At 68.9% G+C, this 16,561-nt stretch carries 12 protein-coding genes; 3 read left to right on the top strand and 9 right to left on the bottom strand.

All coding sequences use genetic code 11. From position 1 onward, the window contains the following. Window positions 1-358 precede the first annotated feature (358 nt). From L0P92_RS21190 to thyX, 3 genes are all read right to left on the bottom strand, one after another. The gene (locus L0P92_RS21190) at window positions 359-2,044 is read right to left on the bottom strand and encodes a ribonuclease J (RefSeq protein WP_234764376.1); all 1,686 of its coding nucleotides are present in this window, start codon (window positions 2,042-2,044) and stop codon (window positions 359-361) included. Between the two features lie 153 nt (window positions 2,045-2,197). Further along, entirely contained in the window at window positions 2,198-3,097 is a 900-nt protein-coding gene (dapA, locus tag L0P92_RS21185; RefSeq protein WP_234764375.1) for a 4-hydroxy-tetrahydrodipicolinate synthase, read from the bottom strand. Window positions 3,098-3,309: 212 nt separating this feature from the next. Then, complete coding sequence (gene thyX, locus L0P92_RS21180; protein ID WP_234764374.1) at window positions 3,310-4,050, bottom strand: FAD-dependent thymidylate synthase; 741 nt, start codon at window positions 4,048-4,050, stop codon at window positions 3,310-3,312. A gap of 209 nt (window positions 4,051-4,259) precedes the next feature. Between thyX and L0P92_RS21175 the strand changes: the two genes are divergently transcribed. Then, a complete protein-coding gene (locus tag L0P92_RS21175) occupies window positions 4,260-4,496 on the top strand; it encodes a hypothetical protein (RefSeq protein WP_062725742.1) in 237 nt (78 codons plus the stop codon). Window positions 4,497-4,587: 91 nt separating this feature from the next. Next, on the top strand, window positions 4,588-5,142 hold the full coding sequence (locus tag L0P92_RS21170) for an SCO5741 family PH domain-containing membrane protein (RefSeq protein WP_234764373.1): 555 nt from the start codon (window positions 4,588-4,590) through the stop codon (window positions 5,140-5,142). Between the two features lie 80 nt (window positions 5,143-5,222). Here L0P92_RS21170 and L0P92_RS21165 read toward each other — a convergent pair whose 3' ends face one another. The 6 genes from L0P92_RS21165 to eccD all read right to left on the bottom strand — a co-directional run bounded on the left by L0P92_RS21165 (window position 5,223) and on the right by eccD (window position 12,322). Further along, on the bottom strand, window positions 5,223-5,675 hold the full coding sequence (locus L0P92_RS21165) for a tetratricopeptide repeat protein (RefSeq protein WP_234764372.1): 453 nt from the start codon (window positions 5,673-5,675) through the stop codon (window positions 5,223-5,225). Window positions 5,676-5,690: 15 nt separating this feature from the next. Further along, on the bottom strand, window positions 5,691-6,443 hold the full coding sequence (gene dapB, locus L0P92_RS21160; RefSeq protein ID WP_234764371.1) for a 4-hydroxy-tetrahydrodipicolinate reductase: 753 nt from the start codon (window positions 6,441-6,443) through the stop codon (window positions 5,691-5,693). 44 nt (window positions 6,444-6,487) lie between these two features. Beyond that, window positions 6,488-7,867 carry a M16 family metallopeptidase gene (locus L0P92_RS21155; RefSeq protein ID WP_234764370.1) on the bottom strand — a complete coding sequence of 460 codons (1,380 nt, stop codon included), beginning with the start codon at window positions 7,865-7,867 and terminating at the stop codon, window positions 6,488-6,490. Continuing rightward, window positions 7,864-10,083 (bottom strand): polyribonucleotide nucleotidyltransferase, encoded by a 2,220-nt coding sequence (locus L0P92_RS21150; RefSeq protein ID WP_234764369.1) that lies wholly within the window; start codon window positions 10,081-10,083, stop codon window positions 7,864-7,866. Before L0P92_RS21150 ends, L0P92_RS21155 begins: the two co-directional genes overlap by 4 nt. A gap of 297 nt (window positions 10,084-10,380) precedes the next feature. Then, complete coding sequence (rpsO, locus tag L0P92_RS21145; protein WP_059415298.1) at window positions 10,381-10,668, bottom strand: 30S ribosomal protein S15; 288 nt, start codon at window positions 10,666-10,668, stop codon at window positions 10,381-10,383. 196 nt (window positions 10,669-10,864) lie between these two features. Beyond that, window positions 10,865-12,322, bottom strand: coding sequence for a type VII secretion integral membrane protein EccD (eccD, locus tag L0P92_RS21140; RefSeq protein ID WP_234764368.1), 1,458 nt, complete (start codon window positions 12,320-12,322; stop codon window positions 10,865-10,867). A 277-nt stretch (window positions 12,323-12,599) separates the two neighbouring features. Here eccD and eccCa point away from each other — a divergent pair, with 277 nt between their 5' ends. Next, complete coding sequence (eccCa, locus tag L0P92_RS21135) at window positions 12,600-16,541, top strand: type VII secretion protein EccCa (RefSeq protein ID WP_234764367.1); 3,942 nt, start codon at window positions 12,600-12,602, stop codon at window positions 16,539-16,541. Window positions 16,542-16,561: the final 20 nt, after the last annotated feature.

Here is a 16,561-nt window from a genome sequence, read left to right as displayed (position 1 = left end):
TGACTTTTGGCACGCTGTTGAGTTCTCAAGGAACGGACGCTTCCTTTGTACTCACCCTCTCGGGCTTTCCTCCGGGCAGTTTCCCTTCGGTCTTGCGTTTCCGACTCTATCAGATCCTTTTCCGATCCGATTTCCTCGGCGCTTTCCAGGTTCCCGCTTCCGCGTTTCCCTTTCCGGCGGCTCCGACTTTATCAGAGATTCTGAGTCGGATTTCCCGCCCCCTCCGGGGACTGGTTCCGGCACACGAGGTGGCCGGGTTCCCGTTCAGGCGGAGCCGTAAACGTACTGGAGCGGGGCGCCCCGATGCAAATCGAGGCGCCCCGCTCCTGGTTCACTCGGCCGAGTGTCCGACGGACCGTCAGACCTCCACGACCACAGGCAGGATCATCGGCCGGCGTCGGTACGTGTCCGAGACCCACTTGCCCAGGGTCCGGCGCACCAGCTGCTGGAGCTGGTGCGGTTCGACCACTCCGTCCTGGGCGGACCGCTCCAGTGTCTCCGTGATCTTCGGGATGACCTCGCTGAAGGCGGAGTCCTCGATGCCGGAGCCGCGGGCCTGGATGTGCGGGCCGCCCGTGATCTTGCCGGTGGAGGAGTCCACCACCACGAAGACCGAGATGATGCCCTCGTCGCCGAGGATCTTGCGGTCCTTCAACGCCGGCTCGCCGACGTCGCCGACCGAGAGGCCGTCGACGTAGACGTATCCGGCCTGGACCTTGCCGGAGATCTTCGCCTTGCCCTCGATGAGGTCGACGGCGACGCCGTCCTCGGCGATGACGATGCGGTCGTGGGGGACGCCGGTCAGGGCGCCCAGTTCGGCGTTGGCTCGCAGGTGGCGCCATTCGCCGTGGACCGGCATCAGGTTCTTCGGGCGGCAGATGTTGTAGAAGTACAGCAGCTCGCCCGCGGACGCGTGGCCGGAGACGTGGACCTTGGCGTTGCCCTTGTGGACGACGTTCGCGCCCCAGCGGGTCAGGCCGTTGATGACGCGGTAGACCGCGTTCTCGTTGCCGGGGATCAGCGACGACGCGAGGATCACCGTGTCGCCGGGGACGATGCGGATCTGGTGGTCGCGGTTGGCCATGCGGGACAGGGCCGCCATCGGCTCGCCCTGGGAGCCCGTGCAGACCAGGACCACCTCGCTGTCCGGGAGGTCGTCCAGTGTCTTGACGTCCACCACCAGGCCCGGCGGGACCTTCAGGTAGCCCAGGTCGCGCGCGATGCCCATGTTGCGGACCATCGAGCGGCCGACGAAGGCGACCCGGCGGCCGTATTCGTGGGCCGCGTCCAGGATCTGCTGGATGCGGTGGACGTGGCTGGCGAAGCTGGCCACGATGACGCGCTTGCGGGCACCGGCGAAGACCTGGCGCAGGACGTTGGAGATGTCGCGCTCGTGCGGGGTGAAGCCCGGGACCTCCGCGTTCGTGGAGTCGGAGAGGAGGAGGTCGATGCCCTCTTCGCTCAGGCGTGCGAACGCGTGCAGGTCGGTGAGGCGGTTGTCCAGCGGGAGCTGGTCCATCTTGAAGTCGCCTGTGTGGACCACCATGCCGGCGGGGGTGCGGATGGCGACCGCCAGGGCGTCCGGGATGGAGTGGTTGACCGCGACGAACTCGCAGTCGAAGGGGCCGATGCGCTCGCGGTTCCCCTCCGCCACCTCGAGGGTGTACGGGCGGATGCGGTGCTCCTGGAGCTTGGCCTCGATGAGGGCGAGGGTCAGCTTGGAGCCGATCAGCGGGATGTCCGGCTTCTCGCGCAGGAGGAAGGGGACGCCGCCGATGTGGTCCTCGTGGCCGTGCGTGAGGACGATGCCCTCGATGTCGTCGAGGCGGTCTCTGATGGACGAGAAGTCCGGCAGGATCAGGTCGATTCCGGGCTGCTCCTCCTCGGGGAAGAGCACTCCGCAGTCGACGATCAGCAGGCGGCCGCCGTATTCGAAGACCGTCATGTTCCGGCCGATCTCACCGAGGCCGCCGAGCGGGGTGACCCGTAGGCCTCCCTCGGGGAGCGGCGGGGGCGGGCCGAGTTCAGGATGCGGATGACTCAAAAGACTCTCCTCACCACGCACGCCACGTACCGGTGGGGCACGTGGCGCGCGTGACGTTCGTGCAGAAGCAGTTGTCGTTGTGGGGTGCGGGCACCGGTGGCCCGCTTATTCAGTTGTGGAGTCTGGTGCGCGCACCGCGCGCGAAGTCTGGTGTTAGAGCTGTACCCCGCCTGCGGCAAGATCGATCTTGAGCTGGTCGATCTCCTCGGGCGAGCACTCGGCCATGGGGGCGCGCAGCGGTCCCGCGGGGAGACCCTGGAGGGCGAGCGCGGCCTTGGTGGTCATGACGCCCTGGGTGCGGAACATGCCGGTGTAGACCGGGAGCAGCTTCTGGTGGATCTCCGTGGCCTTCTGGACGTCCCCGGAGGTGTACGCGTCGACGAGGGCGCGCAGGTCGGGGGTGACCAGGTGGCCGACGACCGAGACGAAGCCGACCGCGCCCACGGAGAGCAGCGGCAGGTTCAGCATGTCGTCGCCGGAGTACCAGGCGAGGCCGGAGCGAGCGATGGCCCAGCTGGCTCGGCCGAGGTCACCCTTCGCGTCCTTGTTGGCGACGATGCGCGGGTGCTCGGCGAGGCGGACGATCGTCTCGGTGTTGATCGGGACGCCGCTGCGGCCGGGGATGTCGTACAGCATCACCGGCAGCTCGGTGCTGTCGGCGATGGCCTTGAAGTGGCGGTACAGGCCTTCCTGCGGGGGCTTGTTGTAGTACGGCGTGACGACCAGGAGGCCGTGTGCGCCGACCTGCTCCGCCGCGCGGGCGAGCTCCAGGCTGTGGTGGGTGTCGTTGGTGCCGACGCCGGCCACCACGTGGGCCCGGTCGCCGACGGCCTCCAGTACCGCCCGCACCAGCTCCGATTTCTCCGCATCGCTGGTGGTGGGGGACTCACCGGTGGTGCCGTTGATGATCAGGCCGTCGTTGCCTGCGTCCACCAGGTGCGTGGCGAGCCGCTGCGCGCCGTCGAGATCGAGTGCGCCGTCCGCCGTGAAGGGCGTGATCATGGCGGTGAGGACCCGCCCGAAGGGGGTCTGCGGAGTGGAGGTCGGAGCCATGGGTTACACGCTACTCGTTGCGCTCGGCCTGGTCTGCCCTCGGGGGGTGCGGAAAAGTCAGGACAAAGATGGAGCCCGGCACTGCCTGCTCGGGGGTTCAAGCAGTGCCGGGTCCGTTTGATCAGGCTAGATGAACTTCTCTAAATGCCGCAATACGGACACTTCACGCGGCTGAGCCGTGCGGCCGTGCCCGGCCGGGGGCGCAGGGCAGGCTACGGCGCCACACGACCGTTCGCATTGAAGGCGGCGTACGTCAGCGGCATGAGCTTGGCCCACTCCGCCTCCATCCGCTCGCCGACCATCTCGATCTCCCGCTGCGGGAAGGACGGGACTTTGGCCAGTTCGTGCTGGGTGCGCAGGCCGAGGAAGTGCATCAGGGAGCGGGCGTTGCACGTGGCGTACATCGAGGAGAACAGGCCGACCGGGAGGACGGCGCGGGCGACCTCGCGGGCGACGCCGGCGGCGAGCATCTCCTGGTAGGCCTCGTACGACTCCCGGTACGAGTCCTCCATGACGCGGCCGACCAGCTCCTGCTGGGCCTGGGTGCCCTCCACGAAGACGTACTTGCCCGGGCGGCCCTCCTGGACCAGCTTGCGGGACTCTCCGGGGACGTAGAAGACGGGCTGGAGCTCCCTGTACCGGCCGCTCTCCTCGTTGTACGACCAGCCCACGCGGTGTCGCATGAACTCGCGGAAGACGAAGATCGGGGCGCTGATGAAGAAGGTCATCGAGTTGTGCTCGAAGGGGCTGCCGTGCCGGTCCCGCATCAGGTAGTTGATCAGGCCCTTGGAGCGCTCCGGGTCCTTCTTCAGCTCGTCCAGGGACTGCTCGCCTGCGGTGGAGACGCGGGCGGCCCACAGCACGTCGGAGTCGGCCGCGCTGTGCTTGACCAGCTCGACGGTGACATCGCTGCGGAAGCTTGGCTTGAGGTCGTCGGCGGGGGTGTCGGTCACGGCTCGGGGGGTCCTTCCATCACTTCGCTGGGCGGCGCCCACTCTACGGCCCGGCACTGACAACGGGGCGTTCGGTGCCGGGTCGCGACATACGGCGGCGAAGTTCGGCGAATTTCTGTGAATTCGGTGAAACCGGGCACCTTTTGGGGCACTCGCTCGTCTGTGTCGGTGACAGTCACTCATACGATCCCGAGAGGAGAAGTCCCCTGATGTTCGGTCGGCGCGAGCCCGTCCCGTTCGCCTTCCTCGCCGAGGCCGACAGGTTCCGCAGCAATGTCGCTCCCCCGCCCCGTGAGCGGGCGTCCGTCGGTCAGATGGCCGGGCGTTGGCTGCTGGGACTCACCATCGTCGCCGGGCTGGTGGGCTCGCTGGTGGTGGGCATGCCAGCACTGTCCACGGACACCGCGACGCAGACACAGCAGTCACAGGCCTCTCAAGGGCACTGACTCAACCGGCCCCCCAGGAGTGGTGAGTGGGGGCGCGGGTCGATTAGCCTCACCGGGCACAGCCCCTGCATGGATTGAGTGAGGACCAGCCGTGCCCCTGCCCTTCCTGACGGCCGACCGCGCATTCGAGACAGCCGATGACGTCGCGCTGCCCTTCGACGACCTCGACCGCTGGCGGCGTCCCTACCGGCCCGGGCCGTGGCGCGTGGGCGTGGCCGCCCTGTGGCTGCTGCTCGCCTCGTACGTGCTGTTCGCGGCGGTCGTCATCGCCCTGACCGGCACGGTGACCGAGGCCGCTGTCGTCTTCGGCATCGCGCTGGCCATCATCGCCGTCGCCCTGCGGCTGCTGCGCATGGGTGTGTGGGTGAGCGCGCGGGGGCTGCGTCAGGTGCGGTTCCTCGTCACGCGTACGGTGCCCTGGGAGCAGGTCGTCACCGTCCGGACCGTGCAGCAGCCGGTGCGCTGGCTGGGGCTGCCGCGCACGGTGCAGGGGCAGGCGCTGTTGCTCGTGCAGCGGGGTCGCGCGGAGGGGGACATGCCGACGCTGATGACCACGCACAACACGGACTTCCTGGCCCGGGTCACGGCGTTCGAACGGGCCGCCGACTCCGTCGAGGTGTGGGCCTCGGAGAACACGCGCGGCTGAACGTGACAGACATGCGAAGGGGCCGGCCCGCTGCTGCGGGCCGGCCCTTTCGGGATCCGGCTGACTCGTCGGCGTAGCGCTCAGGCCTCGACGGTCCTGCCGTCGTGCAACGCGATGGCCCTCTGCATGGCCTTGCGGGCTCGTGGGGTGTCGCGGGCGTCGTGGTAGGCGATGGCCAGGCGGAACCAGCTGCGCCAGTCTTCGGGGGACGCCTCCGTCTCGGCCTTGCGGCGGGCGAAGACCTCGTCGGCCGAGTCGCGGTCGATCCGGCCGCCGGGGGTGCGCTTCAACTCGTCGACGGGGAGGCCGCCCTCGGCGTCGAGTTCGGCGGCGAGGGCGTTGGCCTTGCGGACGAACTGGGTGTTCTTCCACAGGAACCACACGCCGATGACCGGCAGGATCAGCACCGCGACGCCGAAGGTGACGGTGATGACCGTGCCGGACTGGATGAGCATCACGCCACGGCTGCCGACCAGGACGAAGTAGACGACCAGTACGGCGGCGGTTATGGCGTAGGTGATCTTCGCGCGCATCTCACGAGCCTCTTGTCAGCCCAGGTCCAGGAAGTGTTCCAGGCCGAAGGTGAGGCCCGGAGTGGTCACCACGCGGCGCGCGCCGAGCAGGATGCCCGGCATGAAGCTGCTGTGGTGGAGGGAGTCGTGGCGCACGGTCAGGGTCTCGCCCTCGCCGCCGAGCAGGACCTCCTGGTGGGCCAGCAGGCCGCGCAGTCGGACCGCGTGGACCGGGATGCCGTCCACGTTCGCGCCGCGCGCGCCGTCCAGGGCGGTCTCGGTGGCGTCCGGCGCGGGGGCCGTACCGGCGGCGCGGCGGGCCTCGGCGATGAGCTGGGCCGTGCGGGTGGCGGTGCCGGAGGGGGCGTCGACCTTCTTCGGGTGGTGGAGTTCCACGACCTCGACCGACTCGAAGTACGGCGCGGCGATCTGCGCGAACTTCATCGTCAGGACGGCGCCGATGGAGAAGTTCGGCGCGATCAGCACACCGGTCTCCGGGGAGGCTGCCAGCCAGCCGTTCAGCTGTGCGAGGCGCTCGTCGGTCCAGCCCGTCGTACCGACGACCGCGTGGATGCCGCGGTTGACGCAGTAGTCCAGGTTGGCCATGACCGAGTCCGGCGTGGTCAGTTCGACGGCCACCTGGGCGCCCGTCTCCGCCAGCGTCTCCAGCTTGTCGCCCCGGCTCAGGGCGGCGACCAGCTCCATGTCCTCGGCGGCCTCGACCGCCCGTACCGCCTCGGAGCCGATCCGGCCCTTGGCGCCGAGGACCGCCACGCGCAGCTTGCTCATCTCTTGTGCTTCCTTCACCAGGGAACCAGGGAACGAGGGATTGGTCAGGCGACGGCGTCGTGCAGCCGGGACGCCTGCTTGTCCTTCAGTGGGCCGATGACCGACAGCGAGGGCCGCTGTCCCAGGACCTCACGGGCGACCGAGCGGACGTCGTCCGGGGTCACCTCGGCGATCCGGGCCAGCATGTCGTCGACGGACATCTGCTCGCCCCAGCACAGCTCGCTCTTGCCGATGCGGTTCATCAGGGCGCCGGTGTCCTCCAGGCCGAGGACGGTGGAGCCGCGGAGCTGGCCGATGGCGCGGCCGATCTCGTCGTCGGACAGGCCGTGCTGGGCGACGTGGTCCAGTTCGTCGCGGCAGATCTTCAGCACGTCGTGGACCTGCGACGGCCTGCAGCCCGCGTACACGCCGAACAGTCCGCAGTCGGCGAAGCCGGAGGTGTACGAGTACACGCTGTAGGCCAGGCCGCGCTTCTCGCGGACCTCCTGGAAGAGGCGGGACGACATGCCGCCGCCCAGCGCGGTGTTGAGGACGCCGAGGGCCCAGCGGCGGTCGTCCGTGCGGGACAGGCCGGGCATACCGAGGACGACATGGGCCTGCTCGGTCTTGCGGCCGATCAGCTCGACCTTGCCTGCCGCTCGGACGGTGCGCCGTCCGTCGCGCGGGGCGATGGGCGCGGCGTCGAGGTTCTTGAAGGCGCCGGCCTTCTCGAAGGCGGCGCGGACCTGCCGTACGACCTTGTTGTGGTCGATGTTGCCGGCCGCCGCGACCACGAGGTGGGTCGGGTCGTAGTGCTTCTTGTAGAAGCGGCGGATGCGGTCGGCGGTGAGGGCGTTGACCGTGTCGACCGTGCCGAGGACCGGGCGGCCGAGGGGGTTGTCGCCGAACATGGTGTGCGCGAACAGGTCGTGCACGCAGTCGCCCGGGTCGTCCTCGGTCATGGCGATCTCTTCGAGGATCGCGCCCCGCTCGACGTTGACGTCCTCTTCGAGGATCAGGGAGCCCGTCAGCATGTCGCAGACGACGTCTATGGCGAGCGGCAGGTCGGTGTCGAGCACGCGCGCGTAGTAGCACGTGTACTCCTTCGCCGTGAACGCGTTCATCTCGCCGCCGACGGCGTCGATGGCGGAGGAGATGTCCAGGGCGGAGCGGCGGGTGGTGCCCTTGAAGAGCAGGTGCTCCAGGTAGTGCGTGGCACCGTTCAGGGCCGGGGTCTCGTCGCGGGAGCCGACGTGCGCCCAGATGCCGAAGGTCGCGGAGCGGACCGAGGGCAGGGTTTCGGTGACGATGCGCAGGCCGCCGGGGAGGGTGGTCTTGCGGACGGTTCCGATGCCGTTGATGCCCTTGATCAGGGTTTGGGTACGGGCGACGGCCCGCGCCTCCGAAGAGGTGCGGGCCGTCGCCGTGGAGCTACTCGACGTCACTTGTCGGTGTCGTCCTTCTTGTCCTCGGAGCCTTCTTCGCCCTCGATCACGGGGACGAGGGAGAGCTTGCCGCGGGAGTCGATCTCGGCGATCTCGACCTGGACCTTCTGGCCCACGCCGAGGACGTCCTCGACGTTCTCCACGCGCTTGCCGCCGGCGAGCTTGCGGATCTGCGAGATGTGCAGCAGACCGTCCTTGCCGGGAAGCAGGGAGACGAACGCACCGAAGGTGGTCGTCTTGACGACCGTGCCCAGGTAGCGCTCGCCGACCTCGGGCATCGTCGGGTTGGCGATGCCGTTGATCGTGGTGCGGGCGGCCTCGGCGGACGGGCCGTCGGCGGCACCGATGTAGATGGTGCCGTCGTCCTCGATCGTGATCTCGGCGCCGGTGTCCTCCTGGATCTGGTTGATCATCTTGCCCTTGGGGCCGATGACCTCACCGATCTTGTCCACGGGGATCTTGACGGTGATGATCCGCGGGGCGTTCGGGGACATCTCGTCCGGCGTGTCGATCGCTTCCATCATCACGTCGAGGATGTGGAGGCGGGCGTCACGGGCCTGCTTCAGAGCGGCGGCCAGGACGGAGGCCGGGATGCCGTCCAGCTTGGTGTCGAGCTGGAGGGCGGTCACGAACTCCTTGGTGCCGGCGACCTTGAAGTCCATGTCGCCGAAGGCGTCCTCCGCACCGAGGATGTCGGTGAGGGTGACGTAGTGCGTCTCGCCCTCGATCTCCTGGGAGATGAGGCCCATGGCGATACCGGCGACGGGGGCCTTCAGGGGCACACCGGCGTTCAGCAGCGACATGGTGGAGGCGCAGACCGAGCCCATGGACGTCGAGCCGTTGGAGCTCAGCGCCTCGGAGACCTGGCGGATCGCGTAGGGGAACTCCTCGCGCGTCGGCAGGACCGGCACCAGGGCGCGCTCGGCGAGGGCGCCGTGGCCGATCTCGCGGCGCTTCGGGGAGCCGACGCGGCCGGTCTCACCGGTGGAGTACGGCGGGAAGTTGTAGTTGTGCATGTAGCGCTTGCGGGTCACCGGGGAGAGGGTGTCCAGCTGCTGCTCCATGCGGAGCATGTTCAGGGTGGTGACGCCCAGGATCTGGGTCTCGCCACGCTCGAACACCGCGGAGCCGTGCACGCGCGGGATGGCCTCGACCTCGGCGGCGAGCGTACGGATGTCCGTCACGCCACGGCCGTCGATACGCTTCTTCTCCTTGATGACGCGCTCACGGACCAGGGTCTTGGTCAGCGAGCGGTACGCGGCGGAGATCTCCTTCTCGCGGCCCTCGAACTCCGGCAGGAGCTTCTCGGCGGCAAGCGCCTTGACGCGGTCCAGCTCGGACTCGCGCTCCTGCTTGCCGGCGATGGTCAGCGCGGAGGCCAGCTCCGGCTTGACGGCGGCGGTGAGCGCCTCCAGGACGTCGTCCTGGTAGTCGAGGAAGATCGGGAACTCGCCGGTCGGCTTGGCGGCCTTGGCGGCGAGGTCCGACTGGGCCTTGCAGAGCACCTTGATGAAGGGCTTCGCGGCTTCCAGACCGGCGGCGACGACCTCCTCGGTCGGCGCCTCGGCGCCGCCCTCGACCAGCTTGATGGTCTTCTCGGTGGCCTCGGCCTCGACCATCATGATCGCGACGTCGCCGTCCTCCAGGACACGGCCCGCGACGACCATGTCGAAGACGGCGTCCTCGAGCTCGGAGTGCGTCGGGAAGGCCACCCACTGGCCGTTGATCAGCGCGACGCGGACGCCGCCGATCGGGCCGGAGAAGGGCAGACCGGCCAGCTGCGTGGACGCGGACGCGGCGTTGATCGCCACGACGTCGTACAGGTGGTCCGGGTTGAGCGCCATGATCGTGGCGACGACCTGGATCTCGTTGCGCAGGCCCTTCTTGAAGGACGGGCGCAGCGGGCGGTCGATGAGGCGGCAGGTGAGGATGGCGTCCTCGGAGGGACGGCCCTCACGGCGGAAGAAGCTGCCGGGGATCTTGCCGGCGGCGTACATCCGCTCCTCGACGTCCACCGTCAGGGGGAAGAAGTCGAGCTGGTCCTTGGGGTTCTTGGAGGCGGTGGTGGCCGACAGCACCATGGTGTCGTCGTCCAGGTACGCCACGGCGGAGCCGGCGGCCTGCTTGGCCAGGCGGCCCGTCTCGAAGCGGATGGTGCGGGTGCCGAAGGAGCCGTTGTCGATGACGGCCTCGGCGTAGTGGGTCTCGTTCTCCACTAGCGTTTTCTCCGTTACTTTCGTCTTTTCGTCTTTTGTCCCGATCCGCCCGTGTGGCGGGAGGACGTACGCGGAGAAGCGCTCCATCTGGTGCGGGCCGGTCTTCGATCGAAGCACCCGGGTTCGCAACGCCCGGGGGCCACTACCGAGGACCGGCGGCGGCGAGGTGCACTTCTCCTCGTGGTACTGCGTTGTGCTACCACACTACAAAGCAGGTGTGATACTCCGCACGTTTCCATACGTACGGCAAAGGGAGCGGCCCCCGATCCTTCCGGGAACCGCTCCCCTCACGGCGTCTTACTTCGCGCCCGCCGCACCGCGGCGGATGCCGAGGCGGTCGACCAGCGTACGGAAGCGCTGGATGTCCTTCTTCGCCAGGTACTGGAGAAGGCGGCGACGCTGACCGACCAGGATCAGCAGGCCACGGCGCGAGTGGTGGTCGTGCTTGTGGGTCTTGAGGTGCTCCGTCAGGTCGGAGATCCGACGGGACAGCAGAGCGACCTGGACCTCGGGGGAGCCGGTGTCGCCCTCCTTGGTACCGAACTCGGACATGATCTGCTTCTTCGTAGCGGCGTCGAGCGACACGCGTACTCCTCGTGAGTCTTCGTCTTTGCCACCGAGTGCCCCTGGTCTGCTTCTCAGGGGAGCTTCCGTGACTCGGGAGGCGGGGATCCGCTGGGCGCTGCCCCCAGGTGGACCGGGGGCGCGTACACAAACGGCCGTCACACAGCGTACCAGCACAATGGGCGCGTCCCTGCCGGACGGTCCCCGGCCGCGCTGGTCAGAGGCCGCCGCGGACCTTGGCGTAGACGTCGAGGACGGCCAGGCAGATCGGGACCAGGGAGAGCAGGACCAGCGAGTCGGCGAGGTCCAGCATGCGGCCCCAGAAGGGGGAGAGGCCCTTCTGCGGGACGATCAGGGCGATGGCGATGAGGAGCAGTACGCCGACGCCGACCGAGGCGCCGAGCCACAGGGTCCGTACGTTGACCGGTCCGGAGTTGTTCTGGAGCAGTTCCATGATGATGTCGGCCGGCGGCGAGATCGCGAGGCCGAGGACCAGCAGGGCGAGGGTGACGACGCCGGCCACGAACAGGCAGGTGACCTGCGCGGTGTAGCGGAACAGCCGGGCGCGCAGCATCGCGGCGAGGCCGGTGCACAGGGCGAGCAGCTGGGCCCAGCCGTTGTCGCTGAAGCCGAGCACCGCGCCGCCGGCGCCGATGATGACGGCGGCGCATCCGCCGACCAGGCCGAGGAGCAGTTCGTGGCCACGGCTGGTCTGGGCGATGATGCGCTGGACGTCGACGGCCTCGAGGTCGCCTTCCTGGCCGTCACGGCGAGCCCGGGCGAGTTCCTCCGGGTTGCGGAAGCCGATCGGCAGCTTGGCGAAGCGGGACGACCAGCCGGGCAGGAAGCCGACGACCGCGAGGGCGACGACGGAGGTGCCGGCGGCGATCTCGCGCGGCTCGGCCTCGGTGAGGACACCGCAGAACACGGCGAGCGTGCCGATCGCGGAGGCGAGCGCGGCGGCCACGAACGGGGCGTCGCCCTGCGGCAGCAGCATGATCAGTACGACGGAGCACAGCAGGACCGCGACACAGCCGACGAGGAACTGGATCCTTCCGGGGCCCTCGCCCGCGTCCTGCGGAAGGGCGCCGGAGCCGGCGATGAGCGCGTGTGGCAGTGCCGAGATGCCGAGTGCGACGGCGGAGCCGCGGTCGTCGTACACCCGGGCCCGTACGCCGGCGAGGGCCGTCAGCGCGAGCGCGGTCACGCCGGCCAGGATGCCCTGGAGGCCGTGCATGTCGTGCCGGACCGGGTCCGCGAACCAGAAGACGAAGCCGAGCATGACGAGCAGCAGCGATCCGGCGACGAGGCCGGCGATCCGCATCAGGTTGTCGTTCCAGCTGCGGGTGTCCTGCTTCACCGCGGCGGCGATGGCGTCCACGACGTCGTCGTGCACGGCCGGCGGCAGCGAGTCGGCGAAGGTGCGCAGCAGCAGCACCTCGCCGTCCCTGACCCGGTGCTCGAGCAACGAGCGGCTCGCGTCGAGCACTTGACCCTCGCGGGTCACAAGGTGGTAACCGGAAGGGCTCGTATCCGACTGGACCAGGCCCGAGAGCCTGATGATCTCAGGAAAGAGGTCCTGGATCGGCAGGTCCTCGGGCAGCGCCACATCGACTCGGCTGTCCGGCGCTGCGATGGTGATTCGGCAGAAACCTGTCGAAGTCCCCGTGCTCACCTGGTGTTCCCCCTGCTAGACAAGGCTTCCTCGCGCCGCTCGTACGACGCGGAGCGCCACCATATCCGTTGCGGTACCGGGCGCAGGACCTACCTCCCCCATTCCTCCCAGGACCTGCTCCGCATCTCCATCCGCCTGCCTCACTCGGGCACGTCACGCATCAGTAGGATCGACGCCTACGCGAACGACGCCTACGCGAACGAGAACACGTCGCGGTACACGGGGGCGTCGGTGCCAAGGACGTATCACGTATCAATCGCGAAGGATGAGTGCATCGGTGAGCGTCGTCATCATCAAACGACCACCGCGGACAGTGCCCCCGGCCGTCCCGGACGGCGAGGTCAAACTCGAGACGCCGCCCGAGATTCCGCGCGAGGGCGACGACAGCATGCTGATGAACATGCTGCCCATGATGGGCATGCTGGGTTCCGTCGCCTTCTTCTTCACAGCCGGCCAGTCCTATATGAAGGTCGTCGGCGGTCTCATGCTGGCCTCGACGGTGGCCATGATGGTCGCCCAGTTCGCCAAGGCCCGGCAGGGGCCGGGGGCGGGCATGGCTCAGGACCGGCGTGACTACTTCCGCTATCTGGAGCAGGTCCGCAAGGACGTGCACAAGACGGCGGAGCTGCAGCGGCGCAGCCAGCTGTTCCAGCACCCCGACCCGGAGCAGCTGTGGGCGGTGGCGGCGGACGGCAAGCGGCTGTGGGAGCGGCGCCCGAACGACGCGGACTTCGCGTCCGTGCGGATCGGCCGCGGTACCCAGCAGCTGAACACCCCGCTCGTCGCGCCGGAGACGGCGCCCAAGGACGAGTTGGAGCCGCTGACCGCGGCGGCCATGAAGGCCTTCCTCGACGCGCACGGCAGTCTGCACGACCTGCCGGTCTCCATCTCGCTGCGTGCCTTCTACCACGTGACGATCTGCGGTGAGACCGACACGGTCTACGGCAACGCCCGCGCGACCCTGTCCCAGCTGGCGACGCTGCACTCGCCCGAGGACCTGATGGTCGCGGTGGTGGCGCACCCGTCCGCCGCGGCGGAGTGGGACTGGATCAAGTGGCTGCCGCACAGCCAGCATCCGAAGGCGAAGGACGGAGCGGGTTCGACCCGGCTGCTGTTCGACGACCTCGGGGAGCTGGAGGAGGCGCTCGCGGACCAGTTGGACGACCGGCCCCGCTGGAACCGTGAGGCGAACCCCGTCTACGACCAGCCGCACCTGATCGTGGTGCTGGACGGCGGCACCGTGCCGCCGGACTCCGAGCTCGCCGGCGCGGAGGGCCTCCAGGGCGTCACCTTCCTGGAGATCGCCCCCGGTGAGCTGGAGGAGGAGCTGCGCGCCGGTCTGACGGCCTATGTGAAGCCGGACCGTATGCGCCTGTTCGTCGGCCACGAGTCCGCGTACACCGGCAAGCCGGATGTGCTGAACCCGGCGCAGGCCGAGTCGCTCGCGCGGCAGCTGGCGCCCTTCCGGGTCGGCTCCGCCGAGGAGGGCGAACCCCTTCTGTCCAACCTGGACTTCACGGACCTGATGGGCATCGGCGACGCCGGCACGGTCGACGTCTCCCGCACCTGGCGTCCGCGCACGCTGCACGAGCGGCTGCGGGTGCCGATCGGTGTCGGCGAGAACGGCGAGCCGGTCATGCTGGACCTCAAGGAGGCCTCGCAGGAGGGCATGGGCCCGCACGGTCTGTGCGTCGGCGCCACCGGTTCCGGCAAGTCCGAGGTGCTGCGTACGCTCGTGCTCGGTCTCGCGGTGACGCACTCCTCGGAGACGCTGAACTTCATCCTCGCGGACTTCAAGGGTGGCGCGACCTTCGCGGGCATGGCGGACATGCCGCACACCGCGGCCGTCATCACCAACCTGGCGGACGACCTCACCCTGGTCGACCGTATGCGTGACTCGATCATGGGTGAGACGCAGCGCCGTCAGGAGCTGCTGCGCTCGGCGGGCAACTACGCCAACCTGCACGACTACGAGAAGGCCCGGGCCGCGGGCGCCGCGCTGGAGCCGATGGCCTCGCTGGTGATCGTGCTCGACGAGTTCTCCGAACTCCTCACGGCCAAGCCCGACTTCATCGACATGTTCATCCAGATCGGCCGTATCGGCCGATCGCTGGGCATCCACCTGCTGCTGGCCTCGCAGCGCCTGGAAGAGGGCAAGCTGCGCGGCCTGGACACCTATCTGTCGTACCGGATCGGTCTGCGGACCTTCTCCGCCGCCGAGTCCCGTACGGCGATCGGTGTCCCGGACGCCTATCACCTGCCGTCGATCCCCGGTTCCGGTTATCTGCGCTACGACACCGACACCATGGTCCGCTTCAAGGCGGCGTACGTGTCGGGTCCGTACCACGGCGAGGGTCCCTCCCGGGTGCACCGCTCGACGCAGCTGCGGCCCGCGCTGTTCACGGCGGAGCAGGTGGCGCTGCCGCCGCAGCCGGTGATCGAGGAGCCGGAGCCCGACAACCGGGTGGACGACGCGCTCGCCGACACGGTCCTGGACGTCCTCGTCGGCCGGATGATCAACCAGGGTCCGCCCGCCCACCAGGTGTGGCTGCCCCCGCTGGACGAGGCGCCCTCGCTGGAGCAGCTCCTCCCCCAGCTCGCCGTCTCCCCCGAGCGCGGTCTCACCGCGCCCGACTACACGGCGCTCGGCCGGCTCAACGTGCCGGTCGGTCTGGTGGACAAGCCCTTCGAGCAGCGGCGTGACGTGCTGTACCGGGACTTCTCGGGCGGTGCCGGTCACGGTCTGTTCGTCGGTGGTCCGCAGTCCGGCAAGTCGACGCTGCTGCGCTCGCTCATCTCGTCGTTCGCGCTCACCCACACGCCGTCCGAGGTGCAGTTCTACTGCCTGGACTTCGGTGGTGGCGGTCTGATCTCCATGGAGGAGCTGGCGCACGTCGGCGGCGTCGCGAACCGTCTCGACGCCGAGAAGGTCCGCCGTACGGTCAGCGAGGTCGAAGGGATCCTGAACGCGCGCGAGGAGTACTTCCGCGCGAACAACGTCGACTCGATCCAGACGTACCGTCAGCGGCGCAACTCCGGCCAGCTGCCGGACCAGCCCTGGGGCGACGTGTTCCTCGTCGTCGACGGCTGGGCCACGTTCAAGACGGACTACGAGATGCTGGAGGCCACCGTCACCGAGATCGCCACGCGCGGCCTCGGCTTCGGTGTGCACGTGATCCTGACGGCCAGCCGCTACACCGAGGTGCGGCCCGCGCTCAAGGACATGCTGCAGAACCGCATCGAGCTGCGCCTCGGTGACCCGACGGAGTCGGAGGTCGACCGCAAGGTCGCCCAGAACGTCCCCGCCACCGTGCCGGGCCGTGGTCTGACGCAGGACAAGCTGCACTTCATGGCGGCGCTGCCCCGCGTCGACGGCTCCTCGGAGACGGACGACCTGTCCGAGGCGACGTCGATCCTCATCCGCGGCATCAACGACAACTGGCAGGGCCAGCACGCTCCGGCGGTACGTCTGCTGCCCACGATGATGCCGGCGGACCGGCTGCCCAAGGGCTTCGAGCACCCGGAGCGCGGTCTGGCCATCGGCATCGACGAGTCGTCGCTGTCGCCGGTCTTCGTCGACTTCGAGACCGACCCGCTGTTCATCGTGTTCGGTGAGAGCGAGTCCGGTAAGTCCGCGATGCTGAGGCTGCTCGTCAAGCAGATCACCGAGCGCTACACGCCGGACCAGGCGAAGATCGTCATGGGTGACTACCGGCGCGCCCACCTGGAGGGCGTGCCCGACTCGCACCTGTCGCGGTACTGCGCCTCGGCGCCCGCCCTGACGGAGACCCTGGAGGGCCTCGCCGGCTCGATGCACCGCCGTATGCCGGGTCCGGACGTCACGCCCGAGCAGCTGCGCAACCGCAGTTGGTACAGCAGCCCGGACGCGTTCGTCATCGTCGACGACTACGACCTGGTGGCGACCGGCGTGAACCCGCTGGCCCCGCTCCTGGAGTACCTGCCCTTCGCCCGTGACGTCGGTCTGCGCATCATCATCGCGCGCTCCTCGGGCGGTGCGAGCCGGTCGCTCTACGAGCCGGTGATGCAGCGGATGCGCGAGCTCGGCGCGCAGGGCCTGGTGCTCTCCGGCGACCGGTCCGAGGGCGCGCTGCTCGGCAACATCACGGCGACGCAACTGCCGCCGGGCCGTGGGTACTTCCACACGCGGCGTCGCGGTGGGCAGCTGATCCAGACGGGGTGGTTGCCGAACCGGTTCTGACCGGTGACTTCTGACCGGTG

This window comes from Streptomyces muensis, from assembly GCF_021474425.1.
Taxonomy (GTDB): Bacteria; Actinomycetota; Actinomycetes; order Streptomycetales; family Streptomycetaceae; genus Streptomyces; species Streptomyces muensis.
This window is presented reverse-complemented; position numbering and strand designations above follow the sequence as displayed.